This is a genomic window from Bacteroidota bacterium, from assembly GCA_016713925.1.
GTDB lineage: Bacteria > Bacteroidota > Bacteroidia > AKYH767-A > OLB10 > JAJTFW01.
In genome coordinates, this window is the sequence record JADJOH010000004.1 from 76,151 (window position 1) to 92,520 (window position 16,370).

The window sequence follows — 16,370 nt, forward strand, 5'->3', positions numbered from 1 at the left end:
GGGTAGATGCGGTTTCAGTACGACTTAATTATTCAAAGTAAAATCTCCTGTTTTTTCAAAGGGGAAATATCGAACAGGGTCAAAACATTTTTTATAACCACTAGTAACAAAAAGAAATTTTCACCAAATTTGTAGTATGTCTAAACAGCTCTCTCTATTCCTTACACTCATCGTTTTCAGCTTTCAAATTCAGGCGCAAATACCAAATCCGGCGCTGGTAGGCTATTGGCACAACTGGAACGATGTAAGCGCTCCGTATATTCCGATTGACCAGGTCGACGACAGGTACAACGTCATCGAAGTCTCTTTCGCTATTCCTCAGTTTGGTACCGATTACAGGATGGAGTTTATTCCGGATCAGGTAACGCCGCCGAACTTTATATCGCAAATGCAAACCCTGCAATCACAAGGAAAGAAGGTGTTGATCAGTATCGGTGGTGCAACAGCTCCTGTCTCTTTAAATAATGTAGTGGAGCGGGATAGTTTTATAAATTCCATGACTCGCATTCTCAACAACTATGGTTTTGATGGAATGGACATCGATCTGGAAGGAAGTTCACTTGCACTGACAGGAGGAACTATTAATGCGCCGATTGATTTGCCTGTAATACATCTGGTGGAAGCGGTAAAGCAAATCATGGACAATTACCGTATAAATTTTAATAGAAAAATGTTGCTGACGATGGCTCCCGAAACGGCTTTTGTACAGGGCGGGATGTCTGCTTTTGGAAGTATATGGGGTGCTTATCTGCCCGTGATTCATGCGCTTCGTGATTCCATGGATCTTCTCCAGGTGCAACTTTATAACAGTGGCTCCATGTATGGAATAGATGGAGGAATTTATACACAGGGGACCGCCGATTTTATTGTGGCGATGACAGAAGCGGTCATTCAGGGATTTACTACAGGTGGAGGCACTTTCGCAGGATTACCTGCATCGAAGGTGGCGGTGGGATTACCGGCCTGCACGATGGCTGCAGGAGGTGGATTTACGGATACGGCTACCGTTAGTTCGGCGATGCGCTATCTCCTCGGACAAGGACCTGCTCCGGGAAGCTATACGTTGACGAATACTGCGGGTTATCCCGGTCTGGGAGGAATGATGACATGGAGTATGAACTGGGATGCAATAGCCACCTGTGGAGGGATCTATGAGTATGCAGAAAACTTCGAGCACATTTTCGGTTCAACTACCACATCTATTCAGGAAAATGCATTCATGCAATCACCACAACTTTATCCAAACCCGTCAACAGGCGATGTATTTATAGTGATTCCTGAAAACGTTAAAACAGGAAGTCGCTTTCTGATGATGGATACACAAGGAAGAACTGTTCTCGAGGAAAGATTTGCAGGATCAGGGCGGATACAATTGCACGTGAAAGAATTAAATCGGGGGATCTATTTCTGGTGGATGGATGGTTATACGGGAAAAATTTTGTTGGAATGATGAAAATAATGGACCAATGATTACTGTTATTGGGGAATAGATGGAGGGGTTCACGGAGGGGTTCAAAATCTTGAACCCCTCCGTGAACCCCTCTTCCGTGAATCCCCCTTGAATCTTCCAATAAATATTACCTTGATTGAATTTTTCAAAAATGATTTTAAATTATATGGAGACCACGACATTTTCAAATGATTATTCCATCCTATTGCCCATTTTTATTTATCAAAAGCATTTTTATTTTAGGATAGCTTTTAGCCTATTTTTCTAATATTCATGGCGTTAGCGGAGCATGAAGTCCAATTGTGGGATCACCAATTCTAGTTCAGGTGTTATCGAATCAATACGGCTTATATAGATAAATGATCATTAATTCATCTTTCATTGTGGTTTAATATAAGACTAAACGGGATGTAACCTTCACGAAAGTTCTACGTAAAATATTTCAATTCGAAAAACCCGTAAGACCATAAAATTTCCATATGAAAAGTAGCCTTAGGAGTCAACTCAGGAACACACAAAAAATTAAGTTTCTTTATTTTGCCGGAGCGATAGCAGCGGGAATCGCCATCATAGCTACAGCTATTTATATGTCGCTTCCCAACAAAAGTGTTGCGGGAAACTCCTTTTATTATCCGAGTTTCAGTTTTCACAATCCGGTTTTAATAAGCGGCACGGCCGGAAGTGTAAATGCCGTTTATAAATTTTCCAATGTAGGAACCGGCATCGATGCCCATATTAAAATTATTAGTTTCTATAATGGTGCGACCCTAAACAACATGGATCATTTTACGGCGGGTTATTATGATGCCTGGCAACCCTTCGTCAATTCACCGGGAAATAAAAGTTCGTGGATCAACTGGAGAATTACATTTAAGAAAGCAGGAACGAATACGGACACTGTCCTCACCCGATTGGCAGCCACCGCCATTGATGTGGATGGAGATGGGAGTGCATTGAAAGAAATTATTGGAGCACATCCGGTTTCCACGTATTCTGTGCTCGCCGGTGCACAGGTTACGGTTACATTCGGACGAGATTCCTGTATGGCCATAAGTTCATTTTCTAATGTGGCCAATATTGATACCAATATAACGCAGGCTATGTTTATGAAAATATTTAATAACGTAAGCACCATTAACTACAGAACAGGAGCGGCTTCCTATTCTTCCGGTATACAAGTGCGACAGAATAGTATTTATTTCCGGTATTTTGATATGATGCCATCACCCTTACCGATTGAATTAGCGTCGTGGAAAGCGGAAATACTGAATAACCGTCAGGTACGATTAGTCTGGAGTACTTCATCGGAAAAGAACAATGATTTTTTTATCATAGAGCGCTCACCGGATGGGGAGAACTTTGAAGAAGCCGGACGTGTGAAAGGTGCAGGGAACAGTAACGACATGAAGTACTATTCATATATAGATAAGGAACCCTTTTCCGGAGTCAGCTACTACCGATTAAAACAAACGGACTATGATGGAACAACAGCTTCCTTTAAACCGGTAGCAGTAGATTTATCCCGATTGGCTTTAGCTGCATCCACAGCTCAAATAGCCCCGAACCCATTCACAAATTATTTTAAGCTAAATTTTAATTCGGAGTTGGACCAGAGCGGAGAAATGATTTTAACAAACATGAATGGCCAGGTACTCTACTCGCAAAATGTAGAACTTCAAACCGGAAGGAATGAGCTTTCCTATGCCAACGCAGAGAGACTTCAGCCCGGAATTTATTTTGTGAAAGTATTTTCCGGAAAGAAGTTGCTCGTATCCCAGAAGGTGGTGAAGGAGTAAGGGGAATAACATGCGACGAAATTGCGGGTTACACCAATGGAGGGGTTCAAAATATTGAACCCCTCCATTGGTGTAATCCAATAAAATATCGCCCAACAAATTTGCCCATCCCCCCATGGAGGGGTTCAAGATTTTGAACCCCTCCGAAATTTCGCCCTCCGTTTGAAACCTTCCATTCCAATGCTTTGGGACAGGTAAATGAGCATACCATTATATTCCGATGATTTATATCTTTGCATAATACTTTTCAATAAAAATTTTATAAAACCACCTTTAATATGGCTTACAATCCATTCTTACATCATCGACGCTCGATACGCCTTCCCGATTACGATTATTCAAAACCGGGATGTTATGTTGTTACTATCTGTACACATGAAAAACAACGTTTTTTCGGGGAAATTACAGAGGGTAAAATGATTTTGAGTGAAATCGGAAAATATGCAACCGACTGTTGGCTAGAAATACCATTACATTATCCGAATACTCAACTTCATGAATTTGTTATCATGCCGGATCATTTGCATGGTATCATTGAAATTTTGCCAACTGAAAATGTCGACCTTGCTCTTGAATCTACTCATCAACGTAACGCTTATCAAAAGATTATTCCAAGATCGCTTGGTTGTATAGTTAGAGGCTATAAAATCGGAGTAACTAAAAAAGTTAGAAAGGGGCTTAATGATAGGATTGTATGGCAGGATAATTTTCATGATAAAATTATACGCAATGCAAACATGTTACGTAATTTTAAACGATATATCGTGAACAATCCAATCAATTGGAAGGGTTGAGGGATTTGTACATGGAGGAAAATGAAAGGTTCAAATAGAGTGGAGCTCGAATAATGCGAAATTGAAAATCGATGAATCAAAATCGACATTGTTGAAATCCGATCGTATTCCAATCCGATGGTTTTTCCAATACGGAGGGGTTCAAATACGGAGGGGTTCAAATATGGAGGGGTTCAAAATATTGAACCCCTCCATATTTGAACCCCGACCGCCATATGCTAACCCCGGCATCATGGTTGGCGTTTTCCAACGCATTACGGAACCAGAGGATGTACCATTAGAAAATATCTATTTATTCAATAGGATTATCTAAAGGCATACAGCATCCGGCAGAATGAATGCGGATGGAAAAGCAACAGAAAACGATGTCGCCTAAAACGCTATTCACCTGCCGGTGTGCTGTAGTAGTGACAGGTCGCGACCTGTCTAAGAGCAATCGCGCTGTCACTAACGACCTGTCACTACGTCACCTACTGTTACAAATTCCCGAAATAATTTTGACAATTTGGGTCAATGATTTGGTGGATGGCTGACTTTGACCTAACTTGTCGTAGTTTTTATAAAACGATATGTATAACCAGCATAAGATCCTGCGTGTTTTACAACTGATCAGCTTGCTCAAAGCCGCTCCTGCCAAATCAATTCGTCATCTTTCTGAAGTGCTGAACAGCACGGAACGTACCATTTACCGCTATGTGGATTTGCTCGAAGAACTGGGCTTTCAGATCTGTCGTACGGGAGTAAATCATCTTTATATTGACCGAACAGATGCCTCCGGGGAAATGTCGTTCTCTGCTGATGAAAGTAATCTTCTCCGTCAACTGCTGCTTACCACCGGGAAGAAGAGCAAGCTCCGGGATAGCATCCTTCGTAAACTGGCTGTTCACTCCGAAGAACACCTCCACGCCGAACATCTGCTGAAAGCGCATCTCAGCAAAATCATCGAGCAACTTTCTACAGCTATTCAGGCAGGAAAGCAAGTGACATTGAAAAAATATCATAGCGTGAATTCAAATATCATCAGCGATCGCCTCGTGGAACCCATCTGCTTTACAGACAATTACCAGAGTCTTGCAGCCTACGAAATAAAAACGGGGAAGAATAAGTATTTTAATATTGAAAGGATTTCAGCAATAGCTATTACAAATCGCTCTTTTGCGCATACCGTGAAACATAAATTCGCCAAACCCGATGTCTTTGGATTTTCTTTGGCCGATGAACAGTACAAAGTGGATGTCCTGATGTCGATGCGGGTGTCGGTGTTGCTGAAGGAAGAATACCCCATGACGGAACCGCTCATCAAACGTGAAGGAAAGACAGACCGCTACCGTTTTAAGGCTACCGTGAACGATTTAAAGCCCGTTAGCCGCTTTGTGCTTGGCTTTCCGGAAGAGATTACAGTCCTCGGCTCAGCGGCGTTCAAAAGGTATTTAGAGGAATGTGTGGGACGACTGATCAAAAACAGAGGGTAAATGCAGGTTATTCCTGAAAATCGTTTGCGGATAATAGTATTGACAGTTCACGACCAGTATCTACAGCTATTTCCCCCAAAAGTTTGTACATTTGGTAGGGCGCAGTGACAGATCGCGACCTGTCACTACTACAGTCACACACTCCAAACCAAATATACATGAAGAAGTACATCTACTTTATTTTACTCTGGCTTATCGCGGCGAGTTCCGGTTTCGCTCAGATGGTACAGCAAAATGAATCATTCGAGAGCGCTACACCGGGAGCACCGGCCATCTTCCCTTCGCCGGGCTGGAGGCAGATAAGGTTCCCCTCAACAGTAACAGCTTCATTCGTAGTTCAATCTGTCGCGACAACAACAAATCCTACTTGTGGAGCTTCTCCCGGAGGAGGATTTAATGTGATGACGTTTACCTCCTATACAGGCACTAATAATGACACCTCGCTGATCGTGACCAAGCCTTTTGATTTCAGCAATAACGGTGGTGTCAATCCGCAATTTAGTTTTTACATGTGGCGTGACAATGGGTTTCTGGCCCAGGATGATCATATCAGAGTATACGTGAATACTTCGCCGACGCTCTCGGGCGCTACTTTGCTGAGCAATACACTGGGGACTAATCAGATTTTCAGGAGGAATACAGGTGTACCCGCAGCCACAGCCAATACCTGGAACCAATACACCTATGATCTTCCGGCTGCTTCGTATACCCAGAAGCGTTATTACTTTATGATTTTGGGCGTATGCAAGGATGGAAATAATATTTACCTCGATCAGGTGAGGACGTACACCTATCCTTCTGCTACCAATGCTGCAGACGTGCGCTTTGATCTCTTCACACAAAATCCGGGAGCACTCGGACAAGGTACACGGAACCAAATGATCGTGGGCATTCGCTGCATCATTACCGGGACCAGTGGTAACGGTGTAGTGAATGGCGCGCTATCTACTGCCCTGAAGCTGGATTCTCTCCTGCTCAATACAAACGGAACCACCAATCTGGCGGATATAGATGACGCTAAAATTTTCTATACCGGAGGAAGTGTGGTGTTCGATACCAATTATGTATCTCCTTACCCCGCAACAGCAGGAATGGATGATTATCCGGCACGCAGGTTCGGACAGATCATTGCTATACCCGGAACGAATCTGGATTTTGTGAATGGTATGTCTTCGTGTATTTACCTCGAGTACGATACCACTTATTTCTGGCTGGCTGTGGATATAAAAAATACGGCGACAAGCGGAAATAATGTTGATGCAGAGTTGAGAAGCGCAGCCGTTGGGGGGAACATCAGGCTCATGCCCTTCTCCGGGAGGAACCGCTACGAACGTTATTCCCTCTGCAAACGGTTTTTCAATTGCGGGAGCACCAATGATTGACTTATCGTATTGTATCGGAACTTATTCTACAGGAACATCCGGAGTCTGGAATTCCTACCAGAACAATGACTATATTCAATCTGTGATCATAAATGGCGTAGCCCCTACGGTCATCAATACGAATACCGGGGCGTCTAATAATAATTTTGGTATCCCTGCCACTGTGCCCTGTTACCCTAACTGTGACTTTACTGCACATCCACCCGACTATGAATTGTGGAATCCAATACCCGGACGTACAGTATCATTAACTCAGGGAATAGGGTATTCAGTCACCGTTCAGGCCGGCACCTGGGCCACCGCGAATAATATTGCCGTCTTCATCGACTACAATCGCGATGGTGATTTTAGTGACGTAGGAGAGAAACTAGGACAGGTCAGTTTAAATGCCAATCAAAGTCAGGCCATCGCGTTTGCTGTACCTACAACCGGTTATGCAGGTATTACAAGAATGCGTGTGAGGGAAGTATGGGCCGTCGGTAATATTGATCCTTGTGCGCAATATGGCAATGGGGAGATTGAAGATTTTTATGTGACCATTCTTCCTTCCTGTCCTGCCGGATATAAACTCTGGCTGGGCAATACAGATGACTGGAACGATGCATCCAACTGGTGTGGAGGTGTACCTGCAATTACGGATGATGCCGTGATAAATGCAGCTCTCATTTTTCCGCCTTCAGGAAGTCATACCCGTCCTTATTTTAGGCCTACCATTAAATCAACCAACACCGCCAATTGTAACAACCTCACCGTGGCCGCTACAGATACCTTGCTGATCAATGCCCTGCTTCTACATTAACGTCGCTCAAAGTGAGAAAAGATCTGACCAATAACGGAAGGATTCAGGTGATCAGCTCCTATAGCAGTAATGTTACTTTCGGAAACGGGACACTTGCGAATAATATATATACTCCATTTAAATCACAGAGTACAGATGCAAGAACACAAATAATATATTCTGCTGCCGAACTATTACAGAGCGGTATGATCAGCGGTGATCGTATTTCAGGTTTGCAGTTTAGCGTCGTATCGAAAGGGAGTAATGCCGCTTTTAATGGATTTACGGTGAGTTACGCACTTGTACCATTTAACCAGCATAGCAATACCACTCCTTATGGTGGTGCACTGACAACGGTATACGGACCTATGGCCTATTCTACCGTTCAGGGCACTAACGTTATCGCCTTAACGACACCCATTATCTGGGATGGAAACAGTAATCTGCTCATTCAGTATTGCTTCAACAATGCTGCGAACATCGGATCAACAGATGATCGCATCGCCATTACACAAACCACCGGGAGGAAATCCACATTGATTTTATCCAGCACGACCAATGCATCAGCGGGCTGCGCCTTGCAACCGGGAGCAGGGGTAACGGATAATTTCTTTTCAGGCTCCAATTCGTTCCGCCCCAACTTCACCTTCCTCTTTGACCGTACTTATGCGAAGGCTATACTAAGCGTGCAGGAAGACTGGATCAACAACGGCACCTTTGTACCGGGATACAGCAGAGTACTGTTAGATAGTACACGCATACAAACTATCTCGGGCACTTCGGTGACGATGTTCAATGAGCTGGAGGTAAGCAAGGGCGCTGCTGCTCAAACGGTCACCTTACAAAAGGATATGATCATCGATTCATCTCTTATTCTTACACAAGGAGCTTTGCTGATGAACGGGAAATACATCAGGATGAACAATGGTGCACCTTCTGCAGGAAGTTTATTGGCACCAACAGGTCCATTCACAAGGACCAATGGTTTTCTGATCAGTGAAAATGCAGCCTCTCTTGTCATCTGGAAAAATGTAAATAATAACGGTTACCGTGTTGTTCCTTTCGGAAGCGAAGCGATTGCAACACCGGTCTATATTCCTTTCTCCTGTAATTTGAAAGGTGGTGCGATCGGGGATTTGAGTATTTCGACTTACAAAGCCGTCGGTAATTTACCCTGGCCGCTATCGGTAACACATTTCAATCCGGCCACCGGTCCGGGGAATAATGCAGCAGCAGCAGCAGATCGCTTCTGGGTACTAAGTAAAACAGGCGTTACAGCAATAGCAGATATTACTTTTCGCTTTACTCCCGCAGAGCGTCCGGTGGGGATGTCAGTCATAGATCCTGGACGTGCTCAACCATGGCGAAGCGGAACAGTAAGTAATTCATGGATGCGCCTGGTGAGTCCCTATACCTCGCAAACCTATACACAGACCTACGGGCAGACCGCCGGGTCCTCGGACTCAGTGAGAGTGATCAACTGGGATTGGCCCATAATACCTGCCGGACCTGCGCCTTATTTTGAACCTGCGGGACCCATCGGCAATAGCAACCCATGGACGATTACCCGCAGCAGTACTCCTTGCGGTGACGGCCCATTGGCGGTACCTGCGATTACTATAGATACGGTGATAAATGAGATATGCGCCGGTGCTTCCAATGCATATATTGCCATCTCTGTTACAGGAGGCGTTTCACCCTATTCGTATTTGTGGAGTGATGGTGTTCCCATTGAAGACAGAGTGAATATGACAGCCGGAACGTATACGGTGGTAGTGACCGATGCGAACGGTGCCACAGCCACTGCTACGGTTATAGTTACCGTTAGTAATCAGCCTCCGGCGACGCCTTCTGCCATCTCCGGATCCGCATACGGTGTTTGCAATAAAACGAGAACCTATACGGTAACCAATGTTCCGGGCGTCACTTTTATCTGGAGTGTACCTCCGGGAATGACACTCCTTTCCGGACAGGGTACCAACACGGTCAGTATTCAGTTTAGCAATAGTTTTAACGTGGGAGATATTCTCGTGGTAGCCTCCAATCCTTGTGCTAACAGCAACGCACGTACGAAAACGGTAAGGGGAAGACCGAATAAGCCATCCTGGATTTCGGGACCCGCTGTATTCTGCTGGAATGATACGGTAACGTATACTACAACGGGAGTAACCGGTGCCACTTCTTATATCTGGACAGTTCCCATCGGCGTACTCATCATCAGCGGACAAAACACCGCCAGCATCACGGTAACCGGTGTCAGCAGTTATCTGACGGGAGATATTTGTGTAAAGGCCAAAAATGATTGTGGTGCCAGCGGAAATTATTGTATTCCTGTTGAAGTACAAATCGCTCCTCAGCCGATCAACAATATCAGTGGAAATGCGAATGGTGTTTGCGGACAAACTCTCAATTATTCGGTCACCAATCAACCGGGAGTCACGTACACCTGGACGATTCCTTCGGGAGCGAATCTCAACTCCGGACAAGGCACCAACAGCATCAGTGTTACTTATTCCAACGCTAATATAACGGGTAGCATAGCCGTAACGGCAAGTGGATTCTGCGGACCTGCTGTCAGCAAATCGAAGACCATTCGTGCAAAGCCATTATCACCTGTTGCCATCAACGGCCCGGGAAGTATTTGCTACAATCAACAGCCTGTAAGTTACAGTTGTCCTGCTGTAGCGGGCGCCACCTGGTACAACTGGACCCTCCCTGCCGGAGCAAGCTTCGTCAGCGGACAAGGAACGACCAATGTCCTACTAAACTTTAATGGTACACCGGGAACTACGGTACAGTTAAAAGTAAATGCCGGCAACAATTGCGGAAGCAGTTCAAATTATATTGCTAATATCATTTTGAATAATTGTCCGAGGTTAGCGGGAAAAGAAGTTGCATTTCATCTCCACCCCAATCCGGCCACCAACCAGGTATTGATCACGTGGAACAATGAACGGGAAGAAACTGTGCACATCAGTTGCATTGATATTCTTGGAAAGACCGTCATCGCAGAGCAGATACCATCCGGCAGCGGAGCACAACAATTGCTGTTAAACACCAGCGCTCTTTCTTCCGGCGTATATATTATTCGACTACAGGTGGGAGAAGAGATCGTGCAGAGCAAAAAGCTGGTCATAGAATAAAGCTGCAATTATTGGTAGCCGCGTTGTATATACATATGACACGACTACATTTTATCCCGATTATAAATAGTGCTACAATTATTGGTAGCCGCGTTGTATATACATATGACACGACTACATTTTATCCCGATTATATATAGTGCTACAATTATTGGTAGCCGCGTTACATGTAACGCGGCTACATCATTACCAAATTATACTTAATGCGCCTTCCCAATAGCATAGAAATCAGAAACAAAACAAAACCGGCGCGATAACTCGCCAAAACCCCATCCTCTTTTTCTACATTCAACCGATGCCATTCAAGAACCTGGAAAGCGGCTTGTTGGCATATATTATTGTTTTTCAGAGTAATAAGTCAAATTTTATCGATGAATTATACTTAGTTTATCCAAGTTTATCATATTTTTGTAAACTTGATAAACTAGATATAAATGAATCCTGTTCACAACCCCTATGCTCCTGGAGCCGGGACCAGGCCACCTGCTTTAGCCGGTCGCGAAACATTGCTGGAAACAGTAGCCGTTGCCATGGCTCGTATTAAAGAAGGGCGGACTGCGAAAAATTATTTATTGATTGGATTACGAGGAGTAGGAAAAACGGTTTTGCTCGATGCCATTCGAGACAAAGCAGATGAGGCCGGACTTACTACGCTAAGAGTAGAATCGCCGGAGAACAAATCTCTTCCGGCACTGCTTGCACCGCAGCTTCGCAAAGCATTGTTAAAACTATCCTTATCCAAACAAGCAGAAGACCTGGCACGACGCGCACTCAAAGGGCTTGCGGGATTTGTAAAAGCACTTAAAATAAAATACAATGATATCGAACTGGGAATAGATGATGAACCGGAGCCGGGTTTGGCGGATAACGGAGATTTGGAATCCGACTTAGTCGATTTAATGGAAGTAGCAGGACAAGCTGCACAAAAGGCAGGATCAGCGTTAATTCTTTGTATTGATGAATTACAGTATGTAGAGGAATCACAGCTTGGTGCCTTGATAACCGCATTACATCGATGCGCTCAGCAACAGCTACCTGTGATGTTGGTTGGAGCAGGGTTACCGCAATTGCGCGGACAAATGGGAAATGCAAAATCCTATGCAGAAAGACTATTTGATTTTTTCTTTGTCGGTCCTTTACAGCAAGAGGATGCAAATACCGCTTTAGTTATACCGGCAAAACAAGAAGGAGTAACATTTCACCCGGAGGCCCTCACACATATCTTTCAGGAAACGCAAGGCTATCCTTACTTCATACAGGAATGGGGAAAACATACCTGGGATGTTGCGACACAATCACCCATTACATTAGACGACGCCGAAAGCAAGCAGATTAACAATCGCTTCGTTAGATGAAAGTTTCTTCAGAGTGCGCTTTGACCGTCTAAAGCCCTCCGAGAAACTATATTTGAGAGCAATGGCAGAGATCGGAGAAGGTTCGCATCGCTCAGGAGACATTGCCGATATCTTAAGCAAAGGCGTAACAACGCTGGCACCTGTTATGGGATAGTATGGATGTGTGAGCAGTGGCGAGTTCCCTGAAGATGTGAATAGCAGAATTGAACACGCAATAGCGTCAAGGCACGGGTAGAATATTAAGTATACGCCATTACAGGTCTTACAAACGTAGCAAGGAGTTAAGGCGATTGAAAGGTGTCCGGTCCGGCATTCGCGTTGAGATGGATAGTGCAAAAGGGAACACCATGCGGAAGAGTGTTAAAAGCAGTGTAGCGTATCCTGACGGTCTTATCCTGATTCCATGTAGTTTAAAAGTGTAAGAACGTTATATTTGTATGTTAAGGAAACAGGATGATAAATTGAGATTCCGTGCGAAGAAAAAACAGACTAGTTCAATGAGAAATTTAATAACACTGCTGATTACTCTGATCGTCACCTCTTGCTCTAAGGAAAGCGAGAATGTAAGTACCTTGCATAATGTGTCACCATCCATCAGTGGCATTACCATGAGGGATATGAATGGAAATCTTATAGGTACAGTTGACGCCTTCGACTGGAATGCGAACGACCTTTTCCCGGGAGTAATTAATTCTTACTTCAATTTTAGTGATACGCTGGATTATTCAGGAGCCGATACAAGCACATTGAATCTTTTTTGTTATCCGAACCCGTTTCAGCAACTCGTTTCACTGTATATCAATAGTAGCAACCCTACCATTTGTAAACTCATTCTCACCGACGAGACGAATACTATTTATATACAACAAAGTTACACCCTGTTGAACGGTGCAAATCAACTCTATTTTGATCTGGGGGATAGTAGCCTCCATTCCAACAAACTCTTTCGTTTCTATTATAAGTTCTATAATGAACAAAAGGAATGTTATGCCAGCGGGCATGGAGATTTGGAGAAAATGTAAGACGTATTTATAACATCAATTCAGACGAGCTCTAACTCCTATTTTCGATGACTAAAAACATTTGCAGATACTTTTTATTGCTTATTTGTTTTTTCTGATGCATACAGGGCCGGTGCAATCTCAAAGCACCTATACCATAGGCAGCACAGAGTACTATTACAACAGTTATTATTCCACCACGGGACGCCTGATGGTAAAGCGCAGTGAAGCCAACAAGCGCAAATTTTTAGCGAAGCTGGGCTATAAGAAAGTCCCACGGGCTATGAAATCGATCACATCATACCCTTGTCAGAGGGCGGCAGCGATGACCCCTCCAACATGCAATTGCTCACGAAGGAAGCCCACGAACGCAAGACCGCCCGCGAACGCGCCTCCCGCTGGCGCTCCACCAGCACCTCACGACCCTATTTCAGCAAACCATCATACTCCACCGGCACCCGCAAATCACAAAAAATAATTCATACCGGTCCGAAGGGAGGAAGGTATTATTATAACAGTAAGGGGAAGAAGGTGTATGTGGGGAGATAGTGGGGGTACTAAATACTAATCAACAATTTTATATTTATGGGAACAGATAAAACACCATCTCCTGAGCAATTCTGGCAGGTATTTGCAAAGGAAATCAGTGAACGATTAAACTGCATCTCGAATACTAAAAGGATGCGATTGTATGATAATGACAAGAAATGGACATGTTTTATGAAGGCCGCTATGAAATTGATAATTGATAAACTTCATTATAATAAACGCGATTTTTGCACAGAGTATTTACGAATTGATTATACCATTTGCCCCGGCGAATCACCAGTCAGTTGGGATTTAGATATAGCGATTGAACATGAAAACAAACTGTATTTGTGGGAAGACGAACTAACCAAATTATTACATATTAATTGTGGATTAAGGGTTCTTATTGCCTATTACGATAATAAAAATGATAAAGACCTTCAAAAAATCAGGACGATGATAGTGGATAGTATAGCTAAAAGAAAGTACTACACAGACGACCAGAATTGGTTGTTAATTTTTGGACCTTATTTTTTGAATAATGATGGCGACTTCGTGGCATACAAACTAGTGAGGAAGGAACCGTTGGAACTGACTAAACATGTAATTTTAAGATAAGAGCTCCGGCACCAACAAATCACAAAAAATAATTCATACCGGTCCGAAGGGAGGAAGGTACTATTATAATAGTAAGTGGAAGAAGGTTTATGAGGGGAGATAGGGGGGGTGAATTACTTTCTACACACTATCAAAAGTGATAGTTGCAAAATGATATCTGTTACCGCTAGAGCAAATAATATAAAATATTTTCAATAACATTAATAAACTTGGGCAGCTCTTTGAATTGCATCGGCAATTTCTTTCCTATAACTTTTTGGCCCGACCACCTCTACATCACTGCCAAAACTTAGTATCACAGACATTAACTCGTAATTAGGAATAACGTCAATTTGTAGCAATAAGGATTTTGTGTTTTCCTTAATGATTTTCTGAGAATGGTGCAATGGTTTGGATTTAACATATTGCCCTCTTTTAACGGTGAACCTTAGTTGAATTTCGATTTTATCTTTATTTTCTAGTTTCGTGACACCAATAATATCATGAAAATAATCTTCCGGATTAAAGTGTTGATTGAATGTAAAAGGAGTAGTAGGCTTTGAAATTGAGCCTATGCGGTCTATCGCCAGATTTGTAATAGTTTTTTCTCCATCTTTTATTCCAAATACAAACCATCGGTTATTATACTCTTTTAACAAGTAAGAAGAGAAACCAAAATTTGTAACCTCTCCCAGAAAGGGTTTGTAGGATATCTGTAGAGGCAGTTGTTCAATGATTGCTGTATATACAGTACTTAGATGTTCCATCCCGAATAAGGAGGGCACCACATCAAAATCAACGATTTTGGTTTCGGCCTCCCTTTTACGGAAACCTTTTGGTCTAATTTTATTAAAATTTCTTCCAAATCTTTAAATTGAGGAAGACCGGAAAATTGTTCTAATATAGATAATGCTTCCTGTAGTTTCCCGGCATCAGCATCATTTAGAGGACTATTAGCTATGGAGGCATTGGGATCTTCATATTTATAATACCCATTCTTACAGACAATGGATATGCCATAAATACTTTGAATATGACTCAAGTCATTTCTTATAGTCCTTTCACTAATTTTTTTAATTCCATGTTCCAACAACAGTTCTTCCGTATTAAACCATAAACTTTCAAACGAAATACCATAGCGGTAATTCGAACGAAGTAATTCATCAATAATCTTGAACCTTAAAAGAGCATTTTTATTAACCGGCATTTGGAATATTGAATTTTAGTTTTATTTTTGACTTGCTTTATTAAAATAAATTTAGGCATTGCAAATAGGTTGCAATTGTTGATTAGAGATTTGTAAAAATATAAATTTAAGTGAAATGGTCAAAAAATTGAAGACCCTTTTAGTCGTATTTGATAACGAGATAAAGCCGCATGAAATTCCGGCTTTCAGAGGAGCAATTATAAAGAAAGTGGGCTTGGATAATTTTTTATTTCATAATCATCGCGAGGATGGTTCTGTAATGTATCAATATCCTGTCATCCAATACAAACAGATCTATGGGAAACCGGCCATTTATTGTTTAGACGAAGGGTCGATGAAATACATAAGGTTTTTGGACAAAGGGATTGGTCTATTGAGATTAGTGACAGGAAATTGGATCTAAAGATTGATAAGTTAGATCTGAAGCAAATTAATATGCAGGTTTGGAACAAGAAGTTCAAATATAGAATGAGGCATTGGATTGCATTAAATTCTGAGAATTATTTGAAATATCGCGCACTTGAAAAAGTTGAAGATAAACTCTTAATGTTAGAGCAGATTTTAAAAGGGAACATACTTTCTATGGCTAAAGGTATAGAATGGAATATTGATAAACAGATAGAATTGAAAATTGAGAAAGTTGAAAAGGAACTTACCGTAAAACTAAAGGGAGTAAAAGTTTCAGCATTCGATTTGGTTTTCGAGACAAACGTATTTCTGCCTGATAATATTGGTTTAGGAAAAAGTGTAACATTTGGATATGGAGTAGTACGGCCATACCGTGAGAAAGTAATACATACTGAAGATGTCGAACGAGCGTAATATAATTTATCTGGCATCTCTGCTGCACGATATCGGAAAGTTTTA

14 protein-coding genes and 1 pseudogene are annotated in these 16,370 nt (G+C 42.5%); 13 read left to right on the forward strand and 2 right to left on the reverse strand.

Annotation, left to right across the window (positions count from 1 at the left end; translation table 11 throughout):
- Window positions 1-136: 136 nt before the first annotated feature.
- From IPJ86_05925 to IPJ86_05975, 11 genes and pseudogenes are all read left to right on the forward strand, one after another.
- Window positions 137-1,450 (forward strand): T9SS type A sorting domain-containing protein, encoded by a 1,314-nt coding sequence (locus IPJ86_05925; GenBank protein ID MBK7886847.1) that lies wholly within the window; start codon window positions 137-139, stop codon window positions 1,448-1,450.
- Between the two features lie 479 nt (window positions 1,451-1,929).
- Window positions 1,930-3,246 (forward strand): T9SS type A sorting domain-containing protein, encoded by a 1,317-nt coding sequence (locus tag IPJ86_05930; GenBank protein ID MBK7886848.1) that lies wholly within the window; start codon window positions 1,930-1,932, stop codon window positions 3,244-3,246.
- Between the two features lie 278 nt (window positions 3,247-3,524).
- Window positions 3,525-4,040 carry a transposase gene (locus IPJ86_05935; GenBank protein ID MBK7886849.1) on the forward strand — a complete coding sequence of 172 codons (516 nt, stop codon included), beginning with the start codon at window positions 3,525-3,527 and terminating at the stop codon, window positions 4,038-4,040.
- Between the two features lie 569 nt (window positions 4,041-4,609).
- Window positions 4,610-5,512, forward strand: coding sequence for a WYL domain-containing protein (locus IPJ86_05940; protein ID MBK7886850.1), 903 nt, complete (start codon window positions 4,610-4,612; stop codon window positions 5,510-5,512).
- 158 nt (window positions 5,513-5,670) lie between these two features.
- Window positions 5,671-6,894, forward strand: a complete 1,224-nt coding sequence (locus IPJ86_05945) for a hypothetical protein (protein MBK7886851.1) — start codon at window positions 5,671-5,673, stop codon at window positions 6,892-6,894.
- Window positions 6,887-7,693 (forward strand): hypothetical protein, encoded by an 807-nt coding sequence (locus IPJ86_05950; GenBank protein ID MBK7886852.1) that lies wholly within the window; start codon window positions 6,887-6,889, stop codon window positions 7,691-7,693. Before IPJ86_05945 ends, IPJ86_05950 begins: the two co-directional genes overlap by 8 nt.
- A gap of 11 nt (window positions 7,694-7,704) precedes the next feature.
- The gene (locus IPJ86_05955) at window positions 7,705-10,815 is read left to right on the forward strand and encodes a T9SS type A sorting domain-containing protein (protein MBK7886853.1); all 3,111 of its coding nucleotides are present in this window, start codon (window positions 7,705-7,707) and stop codon (window positions 10,813-10,815) included.
- A 434-nt stretch (window positions 10,816-11,249) separates the two neighbouring features.
- A pseudogene (locus tag IPJ86_05960) lies at window positions 11,250-12,324 on the forward strand (ATP-binding protein).
- A 343-nt stretch (window positions 12,325-12,667) separates the two neighbouring features.
- Window positions 12,668-13,192, forward strand: coding sequence for a hypothetical protein (locus tag IPJ86_05965; protein MBK7886854.1), 525 nt, complete (start codon window positions 12,668-12,670; stop codon window positions 13,190-13,192).
- A 267-nt stretch (window positions 13,193-13,459) separates the two neighbouring features.
- Window positions 13,460-13,720, forward strand: a complete 261-nt coding sequence (locus tag IPJ86_05970) for an HNH endonuclease (GenBank protein ID MBK7886855.1) — start codon at window positions 13,460-13,462, stop codon at window positions 13,718-13,720.
- A 36-nt stretch (window positions 13,721-13,756) separates the two neighbouring features.
- The gene (locus tag IPJ86_05975; GenBank protein MBK7886856.1) at window positions 13,757-14,317 is read left to right on the forward strand and encodes a hypothetical protein; all 561 of its coding nucleotides are present in this window, start codon (window positions 13,757-13,759) and stop codon (window positions 14,315-14,317) included.
- Between the two features lie 200 nt (window positions 14,318-14,517).
- Here IPJ86_05975 and IPJ86_05980 read toward each other — a convergent pair whose 3' ends face one another.
- Together IPJ86_05980 and IPJ86_05985 are read right to left on the reverse strand one after the other, a co-directional pair.
- Window positions 14,518-15,063 carry a WYL domain-containing protein gene (locus IPJ86_05980; protein MBK7886857.1) on the reverse strand — a complete coding sequence of 182 codons (546 nt, stop codon included), beginning with the start codon at window positions 15,061-15,063 and terminating at the stop codon, window positions 14,518-14,520.
- Window positions 15,051-15,503: a hypothetical protein gene (locus IPJ86_05985; protein ID MBK7886858.1), complete on the reverse strand. Its 453-nt coding sequence runs from the start codon at window positions 15,501-15,503 to the stop codon at window positions 15,051-15,053. The genes IPJ86_05980 and IPJ86_05985 overlap by 13 nt, the downstream gene beginning before the upstream one ends.
- Before the next feature lie 115 nt (window positions 15,504-15,618).
- Between IPJ86_05985 and IPJ86_05990 the strand changes: the two genes are divergently transcribed.
- Window positions 15,619-15,906, forward strand: coding sequence for a hypothetical protein (locus IPJ86_05990; protein ID MBK7886859.1), 288 nt, complete (start codon window positions 15,619-15,621; stop codon window positions 15,904-15,906).
- Complete coding sequence (locus IPJ86_05995) at window positions 15,897-16,325, forward strand: CRISPR-associated endonuclease Cas6 (protein MBK7886860.1); 429 nt, start codon at window positions 15,897-15,899, stop codon at window positions 16,323-16,325. The genes IPJ86_05990 and IPJ86_05995 overlap by 10 nt, the downstream gene beginning before the upstream one ends.
- Window positions 16,326-16,370: the final 45 nt, after the last annotated feature.

Excerpts from the sequence above, each read along its gene's own strand:
- IPJ86_05965 (MBK7886854.1), top strand. The coding sequence starts at position 12,668 with ATGAGAAATTTAATAACACTGCTGATTACTCTGATCGTCACCTCTTGC.
- IPJ86_05940 (MBK7886850.1), top strand. The coding sequence starts at position 4,610 with ATGTATAACCAGCATAAGATCCTGCGTGTTTTACAACTGATCAGCTTG.
- IPJ86_05990 (MBK7886859.1), top strand. The coding sequence starts at position 15,619 with ATGGTCAAAAAATTGAAGACCCTTTTAGTCGTATTTGATAACGAGATA.
- IPJ86_05945 (MBK7886851.1), top strand. The coding sequence starts at position 5,671 with ATGAAGAAGTACATCTACTTTATTTTACTCTGGCTTATCGCGGCGAGT.
- IPJ86_05925 (MBK7886847.1), top strand. The coding sequence starts at position 137 with ATGTCTAAACAGCTCTCTCTATTCCTTACACTCATCGTTTTCAGCTTT.
- IPJ86_05980 (MBK7886857.1), bottom strand. The coding sequence starts at position 15,063 with ATGGAACATCTAAGTACTGTATATACAGCAATCATTGAACAACTGCCT.
- IPJ86_05950 (MBK7886852.1), top strand. The coding sequence starts at position 6,887 with ATGATTGACTTATCGTATTGTATCGGAACTTATTCTACAGGAACATCC.
- IPJ86_05985 (MBK7886858.1), bottom strand. The coding sequence starts at position 15,503 with ATGCCGGTTAATAAAAATGCTCTTTTAAGGTTCAAGATTATTGATGAA.
- IPJ86_05975 (MBK7886856.1), top strand. The coding sequence starts at position 13,757 with ATGGGAACAGATAAAACACCATCTCCTGAGCAATTCTGGCAGGTATTT.
- IPJ86_05930 (MBK7886848.1), top strand. The coding sequence starts at position 1,930 with ATGAAAAGTAGCCTTAGGAGTCAACTCAGGAACACACAAAAAATTAAG.
- IPJ86_05935 (MBK7886849.1), top strand. The coding sequence starts at position 3,525 with ATGGCTTACAATCCATTCTTACATCATCGACGCTCGATACGCCTTCCC.